This is a genomic window from Nocardioides albidus, assembly GCF_006335005.1.
Taxonomy (GTDB): Bacteria; Actinomycetota; Actinomycetes; order Propionibacteriales; family Nocardioidaceae; genus Nocardioides; species Nocardioides albidus.
Genome location: NZ_VDMP01000019.1, coordinates 18,194 through 35,582, shown reverse-complemented (window position 1 = coordinate 35,582; position 17,389 = coordinate 18,194). Strand labels below are relative to the sequence as shown.

Here is a 17,389-nt window from a genome sequence, read left to right as displayed (position 1 = left end):
GCGCCGCCGGAGCGGCGACGAGCGGCTCGGGGGCCCGGCGCACCGCGTCGGTCCACAGCCGGACGTGGTCCTCGGCGTTGTGCCGGCCCAGGTGGGACCAGGCGGCGTCGCGCACCCGGGTCGCCTGGACGACCCACAGGAGGCGGGCCAGGTCGCCGTCGCCCGGCAGGTCGCCGGCGGCGATCAGTCGCCGCACCAGGGCGAGCACCCACTCCCCCGCGTCGCGGATCGCCCGCCCGCTCGTCGGCATCCCCTCGTCGGCGAACCGGCCGGCGACCAGGGCCTCGGCGACCGCCGCGGCGGCGGCCGGGTCCGTGTCGAGCGAGGCCACGAGGTCGTCGCGGGAGCGGTGGGCCAGGCGCCCCGACACGATCGCGTCGACGACGAACGGGTGCGCCGTCACGTCGTAGGGCCGACGGTGGGACCGCGCGGCGGGGTCGGGATGTTCGAGGTCGCGGTAGTGCGTGGCCTCGGCCAGGAGCGCCGTGAGCAGGACCAGTCCCGATCGCCGGCACGCCCGGCGCAGCGACCGGTGCACCGCCTCGGCCGCCGTCGGCTCGTCGGTGAAGTACAGCACGATCACATGGGTCGCGCCGTGGCGCACGGCGGGCTCGAGCAGCGTCCGCTCGAGGTCGCGGCACACCCCGATGTCGCACGCGGCGTCGGGTGGGATGTCGATGCGGGCGTGGAACGGATGACGGGCGCCGAAGGTCATCAGCACGACCGAGCGCTCGGGCCAGAACCCGAGCACCACGGGCGCGGCGGCGATCAGGTCCTCGGGTCGGCGCGCGGTCATGGCGGCGGGACGGCGGAACGGTGAGGAGGCGGAGGTGGGAGTGGTCATGACGATCACCGTGGCCGGGACGGGCGACTCCGGCGGCCGAGCGGCGAGGAGCCTGTGGAGGACCACCCGTCACGCGCGCCCTGGGGACACTCGACGGCTCCCCCTGTCACTGGTGACGACTAACGTGGCGTCGTCATGCGCCCCCATGCCTCGGTCCTCCACCTGGACCTCGACGCGTTCTTCGCGGCCGTGGAGCAGCGTGACAAGCCCTCGCTGCGCGGCAAGCCGGTCGTCGTGGGCGGCACCGGCGGCCGGGGCGTGGTGTCGACGGCGTCGTACGAGGCACGGGTCTTCGGCGTGCGCTCCGCGATGTCGACCCGCGAGGCACGGGCCCGGTGCCCGAACGCGGCCTACCTCTCCGGGCGGTTCGAGGCCTATCGCGCGACCAGCGCACAGGTCATGCGGGTGTTGCGCGAGTGCTCCCCGCTGGTCGAGCCGCTGTCCCTCGACGAGGCCTTCGTCGACCTGGCCGAGGCCGGGCTCCCCGATCTCGAGGTCGCGACGGTGACGGCCCTCGCCGAGGAGCTGCGGACCCGGGTCCGCGAGGTGACCGGCGGCCTGACCGCGTCCGTCGGCGTCGCCTCGTCGAAGTTCCTGGCCAAGATCGCCAGCGACCTGCGCAAGCCCGACGGGCTCGTCGTGATCGAGCCGGGGACCGAGCTGGAGCTGCTCCGCCCGCTGCACGTGTCGGTCATCCCCGGCGTGGGACCGGCGACGGTCGAGCGTCTGCGCCGGGCCGGCGTGCACACGGTCGCTGAGCTGGAGCGGGTCAGTCAGGAGGAGCTGGTCCGCCTCGTCGGGAAGGCCCAGGGCCAGGGCCTGTTCCACCTGGCGCGGGCCGAGGACGACCGGGCGGTGGTCCCGGACCGGGAGACCAAGTCGGTCAGCGTCGAGGGCACCTACGAGAGCGACCTCACCGACCGGGCGCAGATGAGCGCCATCGTGACCCGCCAGGCGGGCGAGGTCGCCCAGCGGCTGAGGACCAGCGGCCTGTCCGGGCGCACGGTCTCCCTCAAGGTCCGCCTCTACGACTTCACCACGCTGAGCCGCTCCTCCACGCTGCCCGCCCCCACCGACGATCCCGCGACGGTCGCGCGCCTGGCCCGATCCCTCCTCGAGGACCTCGACACCTCCGGCGGGGTGCGCCTGCTCGGGGTCGGCGTGTCCGGCCTCGCCGACTGGATCCAGGACGACCTCTTCGCCGCCGTCGAGGACGCGGAGTCCGGTACGCCGGAGGAGCCCGCGGACGCCGTACCCGCCGTCGACCCCGGGCAGGCCGGCGCCCGGTGGCGCGATCCGAGGCCGGCGAGCTGGGCCCCGGGCATGGACGTCGTGCACGCCGAGCACGGCCGGGGCTGGGTGTGGGGCTCGGGTCGGGGGGTGGTCACGGTGCGCTTCGAGACCGCCGACACGCCGCCCGGGCCGGTGCGCTCGTTCCGGGCCGACGACCCCGACCTCGCCCGCTGGCGCCCGCCGTCGGAGGAGCAACCGGAGGAGCAGTAGCGTTCCCGGCATGTCCGATCAGCCCGTCCCGCCCGTCGCGCCGCGCCGCCCGCTCACCACGACCCACCACGGCCACACCCGCACCGACGAGTACGAGTGGCTGCGCGCCAAGGAGGACCCGGCGGTCATCGAGCACCTCGAGGCCGAGAACGCCTACACCCAGGCGCGGACCGCCCATCTGGCCGAGCTGCGCGGGCGGATCTACGACGAGATCAAGGCCCGCACGCTCGAGACCGACCTGTCGGTCCCCACGCGGGTGCGCGGTCATTGGTACTACGGCCGCTCCTTCGAGGGCCGCCAGTACGGCGCCAGCTGCCGCGTCCCGGTGACGGACCCCGACGACTGGACTCCCCCGCAGCCCGCCGCCGGCGCGAGCCCCGACGAGCCCGCCCTGCCCGGCGAGGAGGTGCTGCTCGACCTCGACGCGCTCGCCGAGGGCCACGAGTTCTTCAGCCTCGGCGGCTCCGCGGTCAGCCCCGACGACCGGTTGCTGGCCTACGCCGTCGACGTCGTCGGCGACGAGCGCTACACGGTGCGGGTCCTCGACCTGGCCACCCGCGAGCTGCACGAGGACGTGCTCACCGACGTCCTCGGCGGCGTCACGTGGGGTGGCGTGTCCGACGCGGGCGCGGCGGACCACTTCTACTACACGACCGTCGACGAGGCCTGGCGGCCCGACAAGGTGTGGCGCCACCGGCTCGGGACCGCCCAGGCCGACGACGAGCTGGTCTTCCACGAGCCCGACGGGCGCTACTTCGTCGGCGTCGGGCGCACCCGCAGCCGCCGCTACGTGATGATCGCGGCCAGCTCCAAGACCACCTCCGAGTTCCACGTCCTCGACGCGAGCGACCCGGAGGCGAGGCCCGTGTGCTTCGCCGAGCGCACCGACGGCGTCGAGTACTCCCTCGAGCACGCCGTCGTCGGGGGCGAGGACCGGTTCCTGGTCCTGCACAACGCGACGGGACCCGAGTTCGAGCTCGGCCACGCGCCCGCCGTACCCACGGCGCCGGCGGACTGGAGGCCGCTGCTCCCCCACGACCTCGCGGTCCGCCTCGAGGACGTCGATGCCTTCGCGAGCCATCTGGTCGTCCAGCAGCGCAGCGGCGGCAGCAGCCAGGTGCGGATCCTCGACCTCGGCGACGACCCGGAGTCGCCGGTCACCGGCGACCGGCTCGTGGAGTTCCCCGGCGAGCTGGCCACCGTCGGCGCGGGCAGCAACCCCTCCTTCGAGCAGCCGACCATCCGGGTCGGGATGACCAGCCTCGCGCACCCCTCCGCGGTCTACGACCACGACCTGCGCACCGGAGAGCTGGTCTTGCGCAAGCAGGCCCCCGTGCTCGGCGGCTACGACCCCGCCGACTACGAGGAGCACCGGCTCTGGGCGCCGTCGACCGGCGGGGCGCAGGTCCCGATCTCACTGGTCGTGCGCAAGGGGGTGCGGACCACGGAGCCGGTCCCGATCCACCTCTACGGCTACGGCGCCTACGAGGCGTCGATGGATCCGTACTTCTCCGTCGCCCGCCTCTCGCTGCTCGACCGGGGTGCGGCCTTCGCCATCGCGCACGTGCGCGGCGGCGGCGAGATGGGCCGGCACTGGTACGACGACGGCAAGCTCGAGCACAAGCAGCACACCTTCGACGACTTCATCGCCGCGGCCCGTCACCTCGTCGAGACCGGCTGGACCACGCCGGATCGGATCGTCGCCGAGGGAGCCAGCGCCGGCGGCCTGCTCATCGGCGCGGTCGCCAACCAGGCGCCCGCGTCGTTCGGCGGGTTCGTCGCCGGGGTGCCGTTCGTCGACACGCTGACCACGATGCTCGACGCGAGCCTGCCGCTGACGATCCCCGAGTACGACGAGTGGGGCAACCCGAGCGACGACCCGGAGGCCTACGAGCGGATCGCCGGCTACGCGCCCTACGAGAACGTCGCCGACCTGCCCTACCCGCCGATCCTCGCCGAGACCTCGCTCAACGACACCCGCGTGCTCTACGTCGAGCCGGCGAAGTGGGTGGCCCGGCTGCGCGAGCGCGCCCCGCACGCGGACGTCCTGCTGCGCACCGAGATGGCCGCCGGGCACGGCGGCGTCTCGGGCCGCTACCGCGCGTGGGAGGACCGTGCGTTCTCCCTCGCGTGGATCCTGGACCGGCTCGGCCTTGCCGACGCGGGCCCGGCAAGTTGAGAACTCCCTGAGATTCCTCCTCTGGCGCAACTTCCGCGGTTTCCCGGACGTCAATCCCGGTGAGAGCAACACCCGAAGGTCCTGGGGAATCCGGGGTACCTCCCCGGTGTTGGGAACCACAGGTGCGGATGGGCTCCAGACCGCACGGGCAAGGAGGGACGCCATGGCAGCGACGATGACCGCGACGATGAAGAGGACTCGCAACACCGGACGCGAGATCGAGGGGCGCGACAGCGTCGGGCTGTATCTCGACGAGATCGCGCGCACGCCGCTGCTCGACGCCGCCCGCGAGGTCGAGCTCGCCAAGGCGATCGAGGCGGGCCTGTACGCCGAGCACCTGCTCGCCGAGGGCCGGATCGGCCGCCGCAAGGGCGGCGCGCCCAAGCAGGCCACCCAGGCCGAGCTGGAGTGGATCGCCGAGGAGGGCCGCAAGGCCGTCACCGAGTTCATCAACGCCAACCTGCGCCTCGTGGTCTCCATCGCCCGCAAGTACGGCCGGGCCCAGATGCCGATGCTCGACCTGATCCAGGAGGGCAACACCGGCCTGATCCGCGCGGTCGAGAAGTTCGACTACGCCAAGGGCTACAAGTTCTCCACCTACGCCACCTGGTGGGTCCGTCAGGCGATCACCCGCGGCATCGCGCAGCAGGCCCGTGTGGTCCGGCTGCCCGTGCACGTGGTCGAGGAGCTCAACCAGGTCGGCGGCGCTCGCCGTACCCTCGAGCGTCAGCTGGGCCGCGACCCGGAGCCGGCCGAGATCGCCGCCGAGCTCGGCCTCGAGGTCGACCGCGTCCTGGACCTGATGGCCTGGGGCCGCGAGCACGTCAGCCTCGACACTCCGGTCGACGAGGACGGCGACACCTCGCTCGGCGACCTGATGGCCCAGGAGACCGCGCCCGGACCCGACCTCACCTTCCTCGACACCGAGGCGCGCGACCGGCTCAACAACCTGGTCGACCAGCTCGACGAGCGGGCCGCCGACATCATCCGCTCGCGCTACGGCCTGGTGGACGGTCGCCAGCACAAGCTGGCCGACATCGGCGTCAAGCACGGCATCTCCGCCGAGCGGGTCCGCCAGCTCGAGCGGGAGGCGCTGCAGAAGCTGCGCCGCCTCGGCGACCCCGACATGGCCGCCTGATCCCGGCTGACCCCGGCTGATCCCGGCTCAGACCACCCGCGGGCGGGGCCCCTCGAGCGTGACGACCTCGAGGGCCCCGTCCGCGAACTGTCGGCGGATCACCTTCTTGTCGAACTTCCCGACGCTCGTCTTCGGCACCTCCGCGACGAAGGCCCAGCGCTCGGGCAGCTGCCAGCGCGCGAAGCGGTCGGCGATGGACGAGCGCAGCTCCTCGGCACCCACCTCGGCGCCCTCCGCCAGCACGACGGCGACGAGCGGTCGCTCGTCCCAGTCGGGGTCGGGTACGCCGATCACGGCCGCCTCGACGACCGCGGGGTGCGCCATCACGGCGTTCTCCATCTCCACCGACGAGATCCACTCGCCGCCGGACTTGATGACGTCCTTCGACCGGTCGACGAGGGTGAGATAGCCGTCCGGGGTGATCCGGCCGACGTCGCCGGTGCGCAGCCAGCCGTCGTGGAAGCGGGCCTCGTCGACGGCCACGCCGTCGGGAGAGTAGTAGGAGCCGGTGATCCACGGCCCCCGGACCTGAAGCTCGCCGAGGCTCTCGCCGTCGTGCGGGACGACGGCGCCGTCGTCGTCGACGAGCCGCGCCCGCACCTGCACGGGGAACTGGCCCTGCGAGATCCGGTAGGGCCACTCCTCCTCGGCGCTGAGCCCCGGCGGCGGGTGCGCGACGCTGCCCAGCGGCGAGGTCTCGGTCATCCCCCACGCGTGGAGCACCCGGACGCCGTAGGTCTCCTCGAAGGTGCGCATCATGCTCGGCGGGACCGCGGAGCCGCCCACGATCACGTCCCGGAGATGGGTGATGTCCTGGGGGTGCGCCGCGAGCTGTGCGAGCACGCCGGTCCAGATCGTCGGGACGGCCGCCGCGAACGTCGGTCGCTCGGCGGCCATCATCGCCAGCACGGGCTCGGGCTGGAGGAACCGGTCGGGCATCAGCATCGACGTGCCGGCCATGAGCGCGGCGTACGGCAGACCCCACGCGTTGGCGTGGAACATCGGCACGATCGCGAGCACGTTGTCGCGTGCGCACAGGCCCATGCCGTCACCGGTGAGCACGTGCATCGAGTGCAGGATCGTCGAGCGGTGCGAGTAGACGACGCCCTTCGGGTCGCCCGTGGTGCCGGAGGTGTAGCACATCGCCGCGGCCGAGCGCTCGTCGACGACCGGGAAGTCGAACTCAGTCGCCTGGGCGCCGACGATGTCGTCGTACCCGTGCACGGTGACGCCGGCCGGCGCCTCGAGCGCGGCGGGATCGCCGTTGACGACGATGACGTGCTCGACCGTCGTCATCTCCGCGAGCCGCGGCGCGAGCAGGGGCACCAGGCTGCCGTCGACCAGGACCACCTTGTCCGCGGCATGGTTGGCGACGAAGGTGAGCTGCTCGGGGAAGAGCCGGATGTTGAGGGCGTGGAGCACGGCCCCCATCGCGGGGATCGCCACGTAGGCGACGAGGTGCTCGTTGTTGTTCCACATGAACGTCGCGACCCGGTCCCCCGTCCCGACGCCGAGGGACCTGAGGGCGTGGGCCAGGCGGGCGGCCTGCTCGCCGAGCCGCCCGTAGTCCATCCGGCGCACGTCCTCGCCGGTCCAGGTGGCGACCTGGCCGTGGGCCTTCGCCGTGCTGGCGTGCCGCAGCAGGGTGGCGACGGACAGCGGCTCGTCCTGCATGGTGCTGAGCATGGTGACCTCCTGGAGAGACGAGGGTCACCATCGTGGCCGGTTTCGTCCGGACCGGCCAGAGGCGGTCCGGTCGTCAGCCGGTCAGGCGGTCAGGTCCTCGAACACCTCGACCACCGCGCGGCGCAGGTCCTCCAGCGTGCCGGTGTTCTCGATCAGGTACGTCGCCACGACCCGCCGCTGCTCACGGGTGGCCTGGGCCGCGATCCGGGCGTGCGCCTCGTCCTCGGTCCAGCCGCGGTCGCGGACCATCCGCTCGACCTGGGTCTCGACGGGCGCGTCGACGACGATCACCGCGTCGAACTCCGCCGCCCTGCCGGACTCGACCAGCAGGGGGATGTCGTGCACGACGATGCCGTCCGCGGGCGCGGCGGCCTCGAGCTCGGCGTACCTCTCGAAGACGAGCGGGTGCACGATCCCCTCGAGGCGGCGGCGGGCTGCCTCGTCGCCGAACACGAGCGCTCCCATCCTCGGCCGGTCGAGCTCGCCGTCCGGTGTCAGCATCTCCGCGCCGAACGCCTCGACGACGGCCGCGAGACCCGGCGTGCCCTTGGCCACGACCTCGCGGGCGATCTGGTCGGCGTCGATGACGACCGCCCCCAGCTCCCGCAGGATCGATGAGACGGTGCTCTTCCCCGAGGCGATCCCCCCGGTCAGTCCGACGCGCACACGCGGACCCTACTGTGAAGCCGTGGAGAACGACCGCGTCGCCCTGCTCGTCCCGGGCTCGCAGGCCTACGTCGACGCGGTGCTGCGGATGCTCACGGCCGGCGTCTTCCCGATCCCGCTCGACCCGCGGCTGACGCCCGCCGAGCGGGAGCGGATCCTCGCGGGGCTGGACCCGACGGCCGTCGTCCGGACGACGCAGGAGCTGGCGGCGCTCGTGGCGCCCCTCCCGGAGCCCGGGCTGCCCCTGGGCCGGCCGATGCACTGCACCAGCGGGACGACGGGCGTGCCGAAGGGTGTCTACTCGGGGCTGCTGACACCTCAGGACGCCGAGGCGCTGGTCGCCGAGGAGCGCGCGTTGTGGGGCTTCTCCCGCGACGACGTGAACCTCGTGCTCAGCCCGCTCTACCACTCGGCGCCGCTGCGGTTCGCGATGGGCACGATCCTCGCCGGGGGCCGCATCGTGATCCCGGGCCCGTTCGACCCGGCGACGGTGACGGCGGTGATCGAGGCGGAGCGGCCGACCACGATGTTCTGCGTGCCGACCCACCTGCAGCGCCTCCTCGCGCACTGGGACGAGCACGGCACGCCCGACCTGTCCTGCTTCCGGCTGGTCGCCCACGCGGGTGCGCCCTGCCCGACCGAGCTCAAGCACCGGCTGATCGACGCCTTCCCACCCGGGTCGACCTGGGAGTTCTACGGCTCGACCGAGGGCCAGTTCACGGCCTGTCGCAGCGAGGAGTGGCTGGAGCGGCCCGGCACGGTCGGCCGCGCGCGGCCCGGACGCACGCTGAGCACGGACCCGGACGGGACGATCTGGTGCACCGTGCCGTCGTTCGCGCGCTTCACCTACTACGGCGCCCCGGAGAAGACGGCGGCGGCGTGGCGCTCCACGCCCGAAGGCCCCGCCTTCACCGTCGGCGACCTCGGACGGATCGACGAGGACGGCTACCTCTACCTCGACGGCCGCCGTGAGGACCTCGTCATCAGCGGCGGGGTCAACGTCTACCCGACCGAGGTCGAGCAGGTCCTCGGCACCTGTCCCGGCGTCGCCGACGTCGCGGTCTACGGCCGCGACGACCCGCAGTGGGGCCAGCGCGTCTGCGCCGCCGTCGTGGTCACCGGCGCCGGGGCGTCCGAGGAGACGCTGCGCGCGTTCGCCCGCGAGCAGCTCGCCCCGCCGAAGCGGCCCAAGGAGTACGTCTTCTGGGCCGAGCTCCCGCGCACGCTGACCGGCAAGGTACGCCGCGACCAGCTGCGCGCTCAGTCCTGAGGGCCCTCGGCCGCGAGCTCCAGCGCCAGCCAGGCTCCGACCCGAGCCGCCGGGTCGTCGAGATCGAGCCCGGTCAGCCGCTCGATCTCCGTCAGCCGGTTGCGGACGGTGTTGCGGTGGATGCCGAGGTCGTCGGCGACGGCGCCGCGGGAGCCGTGGTGACGGAGGAAGGCGGCCAGGGTGGTGCGGTGCTCGGTGTCGAGCGGGGCGAGCAGGCTCGCGGCGTACTCCTGGCCGAGCGCCTCGGGCACGAGCGCGAGGGGGCCGGCGTCGGCGACGTCCTCCCAGCGCCGGACCGGGCTCGTCGCGGTCGTGCGGTCGAGGGCGTGGCTCGCGGTCTCCGCGCTGCGCCGCGCGTCCTGCGCCGCGACTGCCCGCCCGACTCCGGCTCGAAGTCCGGTGGCGGCCGCGAGCACGCCGGCGACCCGCGTCGGCGCGGCGACCACGAGCAGGTCGCCGTCGACCGTCCCGGCGAGCACGCCGTCGTCGGCGAGGTCGTCCTCGATCCGACCGAGCACGTCGCCCAGCACCTCCTCCGGTCCCGTCATCCGTACGACGCGCAGCCGCTCGGGCACCGGCCGGCCGCTCTCGGCGACCTCGAGCAGCACCTCGGCGGAGCGCAGGTCGCCCGAGCAGAGCAGCTCGAGGGCGCGCCCGCGCAGCCGCCGCTCCGCCGCCCGCCGCTCCGCACGGCGCTCGACGGCCAGGCTCAGCAGGACCGCCGCCGTGCTCACGGCGGAGCGCTGCGGCTCGTCGATCGGCCCGGGCAGGGACACCGCGAGGTAGAGCTCGGGGCGACCGGCCAGGCCGATGGGGCGGACGACGGTGGTGGCGCCGTCGCGGGCGGTCGTGGACACGGCCCCCAGGCCCTGTCCCTTGATGCCGGCGACCTCGGCTCGCACCAACCCCAGGTCGAGCCCCCCGGTGCCGGCCCCGAACGGTCCGTCGGCGGGCTCGCCGTCGCGGTGCACGAGGACGACGGTGGCGTCGAGCAGCTGGGCCAGGCGCTCCAGCAGCGGGCGCAGGTCCAGACCCAGCGCGGCTCGGGTCAGCCGGCGCTGCAGGTCCAGGGCGAGCCGGGTCGAGGCGGCCTCCTGGTCCTGGAGCAGCTCGGCGGCGGCCCGCGACACCGCGACGAAGGCCGTCTCGCGCGGCACCTCCAGGAGGGTCAGGTCGTGAGCGCGGCAGGCCTCGACGAGGACCTCCGGCAGCCTGCTGTAGGTCAGCCCGATGCCGACGCCGAGGCCGGCGGCGCCCGCCGCGGCCAGCCGAGCGACGTACGCCGACCACTGGTCGCTCCACCCACGGGTGCCGAGACCCGTGGTCAGCAGGAGCTCGCCACCCTCGAGGAAGGGCGTCGGATCCGGCAGCTCGCTGGTCGCCACCCACCGCAGCGGGGGGCCGTCGGAGACGTGCACCGCCCGCAGCCCCAGGGCCGGCACCGCGACGAGGTCGGCCGCCATCACCATGACGCCATTCTCGCACAATCAGGTTGTCGAGATTGTGCAACCGGGGCATGGCGGCCGGAGGTCCGCCGTCCTACCGTCGAGACATACCGTCCCCTCGACGACAAGGACTTCCCATGAGCCAGCAGCCCACCGGCGGCCCCAGCATCACCCAGGAGCGACGCCTCGTCACCGCCATCCCCGGCCCGCGCTCCCAGGAGCTCGCCGCGCGCAAGGCCAAGGCCGTCGCCTCCGGCGTCGCGGTCGGCCTTCCGGTCCAGGTCGTCGCCGCCGGCGGCGGCATCCTGGTCGACGCCGACGGCAACCAGCTGATCGACCTCGGCTCCGGCATCGCGGTCACCACCGTCGGCAACAGCGCCCCGCGCGTGGTCGAGGCCGTGACTCGCCAGGTCGCCGAGTTCACCCACACCTGCTTCATGGTCACCCCCTACGAGGGCTACGTCGCCGTCGCCGAGAAGCTCAACGAGCTCACGCCGGGCACCCACGAGAAGCGCACCGCGCTCTTCAACGCCGGCGCCGAGGCGGTCGAGAACGCCGTCAAGATCGCGCGCTCGGCCACCGGCAAGCAGGGCGTCGTCGTCTTCGACCACGCCTACCACGGCCGCACGAACCTCACCATGGCGATGACGGCGAAGAACATGCCCTACAAGAAGGGCTTCGGCCCCTTCGCCTCCGAGGTCTACCGCGCCCCGCTCTCCTACCCCTTCCGTGACGGCGGGCGCGACGGCGCCGAGGCCGCGCGCAGGGCCATCGACGTCATCGAGAAGCAGGTCGGCGCCGAGAACCTCGCCGCCGTCGTCATCGAGCCCATCCAGGGCGAGGGTGGCTTCATCGTCCCCGCCGAGGGCTTCCTGCCGGCCATCGTCGAGTGGTGCCGCGCCAACGGCGTCGTCTTCGTCGCCGACGAGGTGCAGACCGGCTTCGCCCGCACCGGCGAGCTGTTCGCCTGCGACCACGAGGGCATCGTCCCCGACCTGATCGTGACCGCCAAGGGCATCGCCGGCGGCCTCCCGCTCGCCGCCGTCACCGGCCGCGCCGAGATCATGGACGCCGCCCACCCCGGCGGCCTCGGTGGCACCTACGGCGGCAACCCGCTCGCCTGCGCCGCCGCGCTCGCGGTCTTCGAGACGATCGAGGCCGAGGGCCTGGTCGACCGCGCCCGGACCATCGGCAAGACCATGACCGAGCGGCTCGCCGCGCTCCAGGAGCAGGACCCGCGCATCGGCGACGTCCGAGGCCGCGGCGCGATGATCGCCGTCGAGCTGGTCAAGCCCGGCACCACCGAGCCCGACGCCGACCTGACCAAGAAGGTCGCCGCCGCCGCCAACGCGCAGGGCATGGTCGTGCTGACCTGCGGCACCTACGGCAACGTGCTGCGCTTCCTGCCGCCGCTGTCGATGCCCGACCACCTGCTCGACGAGGCGCTCGAGCTCCTCGCCGGCATCTTCGCAGAGACGCGGCAGGAGGGCTGATGACCGCGCTCCACGAGCCCGACACCGCAGATCAGACGCTGACCGGTAACGGGCCGCTGGCGGACGCCCGCACGCAGCTGCGGGAGGCCACCACCCTGCTCGGCTACGACGAGGGCCTGCACCAGATGCTGGCCACCCCGCGCCGCGAGGTGACGGTCAGCATCCCGCTGCGGCGCGACGACGGCACCACCGAGCTGTTCGTCGGTCACCGGGTGCAGCACAACTTCTCCCGCGGCCCGGCCAAGGGCGGTCTGCGCTACTCCCCCGACGTCGACCTCGACGAGGTCCGCGCCCTGGCGATGTGGATGACCTGGAAGTGCGCCCTGCTCGACGTGCCCTACGGCGGCGCGAAGGGCGGCGTCCGGATCGACCCGCGCAACTACTCCGCCGCCGAGCTGGAGCGGGTCACCCGCCGCTACACCAGCGAGATCAGCCCGCTCATCGGCCCCGAGCGCGACATCCCGGCCCCCGACATCGGCACCGACGAGCGCACGATGGCCTGGCTCATGGACACCTACTCCGTCCAGCAGGGCCACACCGTCCTCGGTGTCACCACCGGCAAGCCGATCAGCCTGGGCGGCTCCCGCGGACGGGCCACCGCCACCTCGCGCGGTGTCGTCCACGTCGCCATCGCGGCCCTGCTCTCGCGCGGCATCGACCCGGCCGACGCCACCGCGTCGGTGCAGGGCTTCGGCAAGGTGGGCCGGTACGCCGCCCGCTTCCTCGCCGAGGCCGGCACCCGGGTGCTCGTCGTGTCCGACCAGTACGGCGCCGTGCACGCCGAGGGCGGTCTCGACATCGTCGCCCTCGAGGCCCACGTCGACGCGACCGGCTCGGTCGTCGGCTTCGCCGGCGGCGAGGAGGTCCCCGCGGACCTGGTGCTCGAGGCCGAGGTCGACCTGCTGGTCCCGGCCGCGGTCGAGGGCGTGCTCCGCGCCGACAACGCCGACCGGGTCAAGGCCAAGGTCATCGTCGAGGGCGCGAACGGACCCACCACCCCCGAGGCCGACCGCATCCTGGCCGAGGCCGGCGCACTCGTCGTACCGGACATCCTGGCCAACGCCGGCGGCGTGATCGTGTCCTACTTCGAGTGGGTGCAGGCCAACCAGGCCTACTGGTGGAGCGAGAACGAGGTCGAGGCCCGCCTGGCCGAGCGGATGCTCGCCGCGTGGGACTCGGTCAACGCCGCCGCCACCCGCCTCGACGTCCCCCTGCGCACCGCCGCGACCTGCCTGGCCGTGGAGCGCGTAGCCCAGGCGCACCAGCTGCGCGGCCTCTACCCCTGATCCCCACCCACGTCTGGAGACACACCATGACCGACACCTTCGAGGTGCTCGACCCCGCCACCGGCGAGGTCATCGACACCGTCACCGACGGCACCGTCGAGGACGCGACCCGCGCCGTCGACGCGGCCGCGGCCGCCTTCCCCGCCTGGGCGGCCACGCCCGCCCGGGTCCGCGCCGAGATCCTGCGCCGCTGCTACGACCTGATGATCCGCGACGCCGACCTGCTCACCGGCCTGATCGCCTCGGAGAACGGCAAGTCCGTGGCCGACGCCCGCGCCGAGGTCACCTACGCCGCCGAGTTCTTCCGCTGGTTCAGCGAGGAGACCGTCCGCGGCGAGGGGACGTACGCCGACGCGCCGGCCGGCAACGCCAAGACCATGGTCACGCACGTGCCGGTCGGCGTCGCCGCGCTGATCACGCCGTGGAACTTCCCGGCCGCGATGGCGACCCGCAAGATCGCGCCCGCCCTCGGCGCCGGATGCACCGTCGTGCTCAAGCCCGCCGCGGAGACCCCGCTGACGGCGCTGGCCGTGGCCCGCATCCTGACCGAGGCCGGCGTTCCCGACGGCGTGGTCAACGTGGTCCCGACCACCGACGCCGCCGCGGTCGTGACCACCTGGCTGGAGGACCCCCGCGTCCGCAAGGTCAGCTTCACCGGCTCCACCGGCGTGGGACGCATGCTGCTGCGCCAGGCCGCCGACCGGGTGATGAACACCAGCATGGAGCTCGGCGGCAACGCGCCGTTCGTCGTCACGGCCGACGCCGACATCGACGCGGCCGTCGCCGGCGCCATGATCGCGAAGTTCCGCGGCGGCGGTCAGGCCTGCACCGCGGCCAACCGGTTCTACGTGCACGCCGACGTCGCCGAGGAGTTCGTCGAGAAGTTCGGCGCTGCCGTCGCGGCCCTCAAGGTCGGCCCGTCGAGCGACGAGTCCAACCAGATCGGCCCGGTCATCAGCGACAAGGCGCTGACCGGGATCACCAAGCTGGTCGACGCCGCGGTCGCCGACGGCGCCCGCGTGGCCGTCCAGGGCACGGTGCCCGAGAAGGGCTGGTTCTTCCCGCCGACGATCCTGGTCGACGTACCCGTCGGTGCGCCGATCCTCTCGGAGGAGATCTTCGGCCCGGTCGCCCCGATCGTGACCTGGACCGACGAGGAGGCGCTGCTCGCCTCGGTCAACGACACCGAGTTCGGCCTCGCGGCCTACGTGTACGCCGGGCGCCTCCAGGACGCGCTGCGTCTGGGCGAGCGGATCGAGGCCGGGATGATCGGCATCAACCGCGGTATCGTCTCCGACCCCGCCGCCCCGTTCGGTGGCGTCAAGCAGAGCGGCATCGGCCGCGAGGGTGCCCACGAGGGCATCCGGGAGTACCAGGAGACGCGCTACTTCAGCGTCGACTGGAGCTGAGCCCCGTCGCTCAGGCGGCGAGGTCGTCGCGGACGACCTCGCCCTGGGCGACGACCACCTGCACCCGCTCGACGGCCGCCAGGTCGTCGAGCGGGCTGCCGTCGATGACGACCAGGTCGGCCAGGTGTCCGGGGACGAGCCGACCGATCCGGTCCTCCCAGCCGAGCAGGCGGGCCGCCGTCGTCGTTGCGCCCCGCAGCGCGTCGAGAGCAGGGACTCCCGTCTCGCCGATCAGCCGCACCTCGCTGCCGATCGACCGCGTGGCCGTGCCGAAGGTGTCGGTGCCGGCCACGACGGGGATGCCGAGCTCGTGCGCGCGCAGCACCGCCGCCTTCAGCACCGGTCCGTAGTCGCGTCCCCGCTGGGCGAGGATCGGATTCGGCGAGTCCGCCAGCCCCAGGATCGGCCCGAGGGTCGGGGTGAAGTAGGTCCCGCGGCGGGTCATCAGATCGAGGGTCTCCTCGGTGACGAACACGCCGTGCTCGAGGCTCCTGATGCCGGCACGGACCGCGCCGTGGCAGCCCTCGGCACTGTAGGCGTGGCAGAGCACCGGGGCATCACCGCGGCGGGCCGCGTCGACCACCGCCCGCAGTTGGGTCTCGTCGTACACGAGCTCGAGCGGGTCCTGCTCGGGGATGCCCGCTCGCGGGTTCGCCCGGGTCTTCACGACGTCGACGTCGCGGTCCAGGTTGACCCGGGTGAGATAGGCCAGCGCCTCGGGCGACCGGACGCCGTCGGCCAGGCTCGCCAGTGGGGCGAGGTCGGGATCGGCCAGCACCGTGTCGCCGAGGTCGGGTGACACGAAGACACCGGCCGCCCGCATCCGCGGGACGGCGCCCGGCTTCCAGCGGGTCAGGGGGCGCATCGCCACGTCCTGGTAGAAGTTCGAGGTCCCGCTCCGGATCGACGTCGCGCCCGCGCGCAGCACGCCGACGGCGTCGGCGAGCGCATTGACGTGGACGTGGACGTCGATCAGGCCCGGCAGGATCCAGCCGCCCGCCGCGTCGATCGTGCGCGCCCGACCGGACACCTGCCGGACCGCGGCCGCCGTCGCGTCCCTGCTGCCGGCGGCGAGCACGCGGCCCTCGGCGAGGACCACGACGGCGTCCTCGACGACGTCGCCGGTCAACGGATCCAGCAGCGGCCCGCCCTCCACGACGACGGGCGGCGGAACCGGCGGGCGGCCCGGGAACCGTCGCCCCGGCGCTCGGCGCGCGGAGCGCGACGCACCCTCGGCGGCCGAGGCCATGCTGCCCACGCCCGCGAGGGCGGCGGCACCGGCCAGGACGCCGCGTCTGGTCACCACGGATCGGATGGAGCCGGGGATCTCGGCGCTCTCGTCACACATCGACACCACCTCCGGGACGTCGTACAGGTGGCTTCTCACGGTAGACCTCTCCGCGCGTTCCCGCGACGCCCCGATCCAGGGCGATTCGAGGTTGCCGAGGTGTCCACCCCTGAGGCCCGGTGCGGGCGCGGGACCCGGCGGCCCGTAGGGTTTCCTCGTGAAGGCACTGCTGCTCGAGAACATCCATCCCTCCGCCGTCGAGACCCTCGAGGCCCGCGGCTACGAGGTCGAGCTCCGCACGGGCTCCCTGTCCGAGGACGAGCTCATCGCGGCTCTCCCGGGCGTCCATCTGCTCGGCGTGCGGTCCAACACCAATGTGACGACGAGGGTCCTCGACTCCACCAGCGACCTGGTCGCGGTCGGGTGCTTCTGCATCGGCACCAACCAGGTCGACCTCAAGACGGCCGCCGCGAAGGGAGTCGGCGTCTTCAACGCGCCGTACTCCAACACCCGCAGTGTCGTCGAGCTGGTCATCGCCGAGATCATCGCGCTCGCGCGGCGGCTGCCGGAGAAGACCCAGCGGATGCACGAGGGCGTGTGGGACAAGTCCGCCAAGGGCAGCCACGAGGTGCGCGGGCGCACCCTCGGCATCGTGGGCTACGGCAACATCGGCACCCAGCTCTCCACCGTCGCCGAGGCGCTGGGCCTCAACGTGGTGTTCTACGACACCGCGGACCGCCCGGCGCACGGCACGGCCCGGCGCGTCCGGTCGCTCAAGGAGCTGCTCGCCGTCTCCGACGTCGTCAGCCTCCACGTCGACGGCCGTCCCGGCAACGCGGGCTTCTTCGGCGCCGCGGAGTTCGCGGCGATGAAGTCGCGGGCCATGTTCATCAACGCCTCGCGCGGCATGGTCGTCGACTACGAGGCCCTGCGCGACCACCTCGAGTCCGGCCACATCGCCGGGGCGGCGGTCGACGTCTTCCCTGCCGAGCCGAAGGCCCAGGGCGACCCGTTCGACTCCGTGCTGCGCGGCCTCGACAACGTCATCCTCACCCCGCACATCGGCGGCTCCACGCAGGAGGCGCAGGAGGAGATCGGCTGGTTCGTCGCGGAGAAGCTCGCCCGCTTCGCGCTCGAGGGCAGCACCGCCCTCTCGGTCAACCTGCCCGCCGTCCAGCCTTC

The 17,389-nt window shown here is 73.4% G+C and carries 13 protein-coding genes; 8 read left to right on the top strand and 5 right to left on the bottom strand.

Annotated elements, in window-relative coordinates:
- On the bottom strand, positions 1-844 hold an 844-nt coding region (locus FHP29_RS06060), incomplete at its 3' end, for a DUF4192 domain-containing protein (RefSeq protein WP_139622076.1).
- A 135-nt stretch (positions 845-979) separates the two neighbouring features.
- Between FHP29_RS06060 and FHP29_RS06055 the strand changes: the two genes are divergently transcribed.
- The 3 genes from FHP29_RS06055 to FHP29_RS06045 all read left to right on the top strand — a co-directional run bounded on the left by FHP29_RS06055 (position 980) and on the right by FHP29_RS06045 (position 5,664).
- Complete coding sequence (locus tag FHP29_RS06055) at positions 980-2,347, top strand: DNA polymerase IV (RefSeq protein ID WP_139621959.1); 1,368 nt, start codon at positions 980-982, stop codon at positions 2,345-2,347.
- 10 nt (positions 2,348-2,357) lie between these two features.
- Entirely contained in the window at positions 2,358-4,526 is a 2,169-nt protein-coding gene (locus tag FHP29_RS06050) for a S9 family peptidase (protein WP_139621958.1), read from the top strand.
- A 163-nt stretch (positions 4,527-4,689) separates the two neighbouring features.
- Positions 4,690-5,664 (top strand): sigma-70 family RNA polymerase sigma factor, encoded by a 975-nt coding sequence (locus tag FHP29_RS06045; protein WP_139621957.1) that lies wholly within the window; start codon positions 4,690-4,692, stop codon positions 5,662-5,664.
- 27 nt (positions 5,665-5,691) lie between these two features.
- Here FHP29_RS06045 and FHP29_RS06040 read toward each other — a convergent pair whose 3' ends face one another.
- Together FHP29_RS06040 and coaE are read right to left on the bottom strand one after the other, a co-directional pair.
- Positions 5,692-7,350 (bottom strand): long-chain fatty acid--CoA ligase, encoded by a 1,659-nt coding sequence (locus tag FHP29_RS06040; protein WP_139621956.1) that lies wholly within the window; start codon positions 7,348-7,350, stop codon positions 5,692-5,694.
- Positions 7,351-7,431: 81 nt separating this feature from the next.
- The gene (gene coaE / locus FHP29_RS06035) at positions 7,432-8,016 is read right to left on the bottom strand and encodes a dephospho-CoA kinase (protein ID WP_139621955.1); all 585 of its coding nucleotides are present in this window, start codon (positions 8,014-8,016) and stop codon (positions 7,432-7,434) included.
- 22 nt (positions 8,017-8,038) lie between these two features.
- Between coaE and FHP29_RS06030 the strand changes: the two genes are divergently transcribed.
- On the top strand, positions 8,039-9,286 hold the full coding sequence (locus FHP29_RS06030) for a class I adenylate-forming enzyme family protein (protein WP_240044341.1): 1,248 nt from the start codon (positions 8,039-8,041) through the stop codon (positions 9,284-9,286).
- On the opposite strand, the gene FHP29_RS06025 is transcribed toward FHP29_RS06030, so the two are convergent.
- Positions 9,277-10,755 (bottom strand): helix-turn-helix domain-containing protein, encoded by a 1,479-nt coding sequence (locus FHP29_RS06025; RefSeq protein ID WP_139621953.1) that lies wholly within the window; start codon positions 10,753-10,755, stop codon positions 9,277-9,279. The two genes, FHP29_RS06030 and FHP29_RS06025, sit on opposite strands and share 10 nt — an antisense overlap.
- Before the next feature lie 113 nt (positions 10,756-10,868).
- Between FHP29_RS06025 and gabT the strand changes: the two genes are divergently transcribed.
- The 3 genes from gabT to FHP29_RS06010 are packed head-to-tail and all read left to right on the top strand — an operon-like array spanning position 10,869 to position 14,919.
- Complete coding sequence (gene gabT / locus FHP29_RS06020; RefSeq protein ID WP_139621952.1) at positions 10,869-12,224, top strand: 4-aminobutyrate--2-oxoglutarate transaminase; 1,356 nt, start codon at positions 10,869-10,871, stop codon at positions 12,222-12,224.
- Positions 12,224-13,510, top strand: a complete 1,287-nt coding sequence (locus FHP29_RS06015) for a Glu/Leu/Phe/Val family dehydrogenase (RefSeq protein WP_139621951.1) — start codon at positions 12,224-12,226, stop codon at positions 13,508-13,510. Before gabT ends, FHP29_RS06015 begins: the two co-directional genes overlap by 1 nt.
- Before the next feature lie 26 nt (positions 13,511-13,536).
- A complete protein-coding gene (locus FHP29_RS06010; protein ID WP_139621950.1) occupies positions 13,537-14,919 on the top strand; it encodes an NAD-dependent succinate-semialdehyde dehydrogenase in 1,383 nt (460 codons plus the stop codon).
- A 10-nt stretch (positions 14,920-14,929) separates the two neighbouring features.
- Here FHP29_RS06010 and FHP29_RS06005 read toward each other — a convergent pair whose 3' ends face one another.
- Positions 14,930-16,306, bottom strand: a complete 1,377-nt coding sequence (locus FHP29_RS06005; protein ID WP_205013914.1) for an amidohydrolase family protein — start codon at positions 16,304-16,306, stop codon at positions 14,930-14,932.
- A gap of 118 nt (positions 16,307-16,424) precedes the next feature.
- On the opposite strand from FHP29_RS06005, the gene serA reads away from it, so the two are divergent.
- On the top strand, positions 16,425-17,389 hold a 965-nt coding region (gene serA / locus FHP29_RS06000), incomplete at its 3' end, for a phosphoglycerate dehydrogenase (protein ID WP_240044340.1).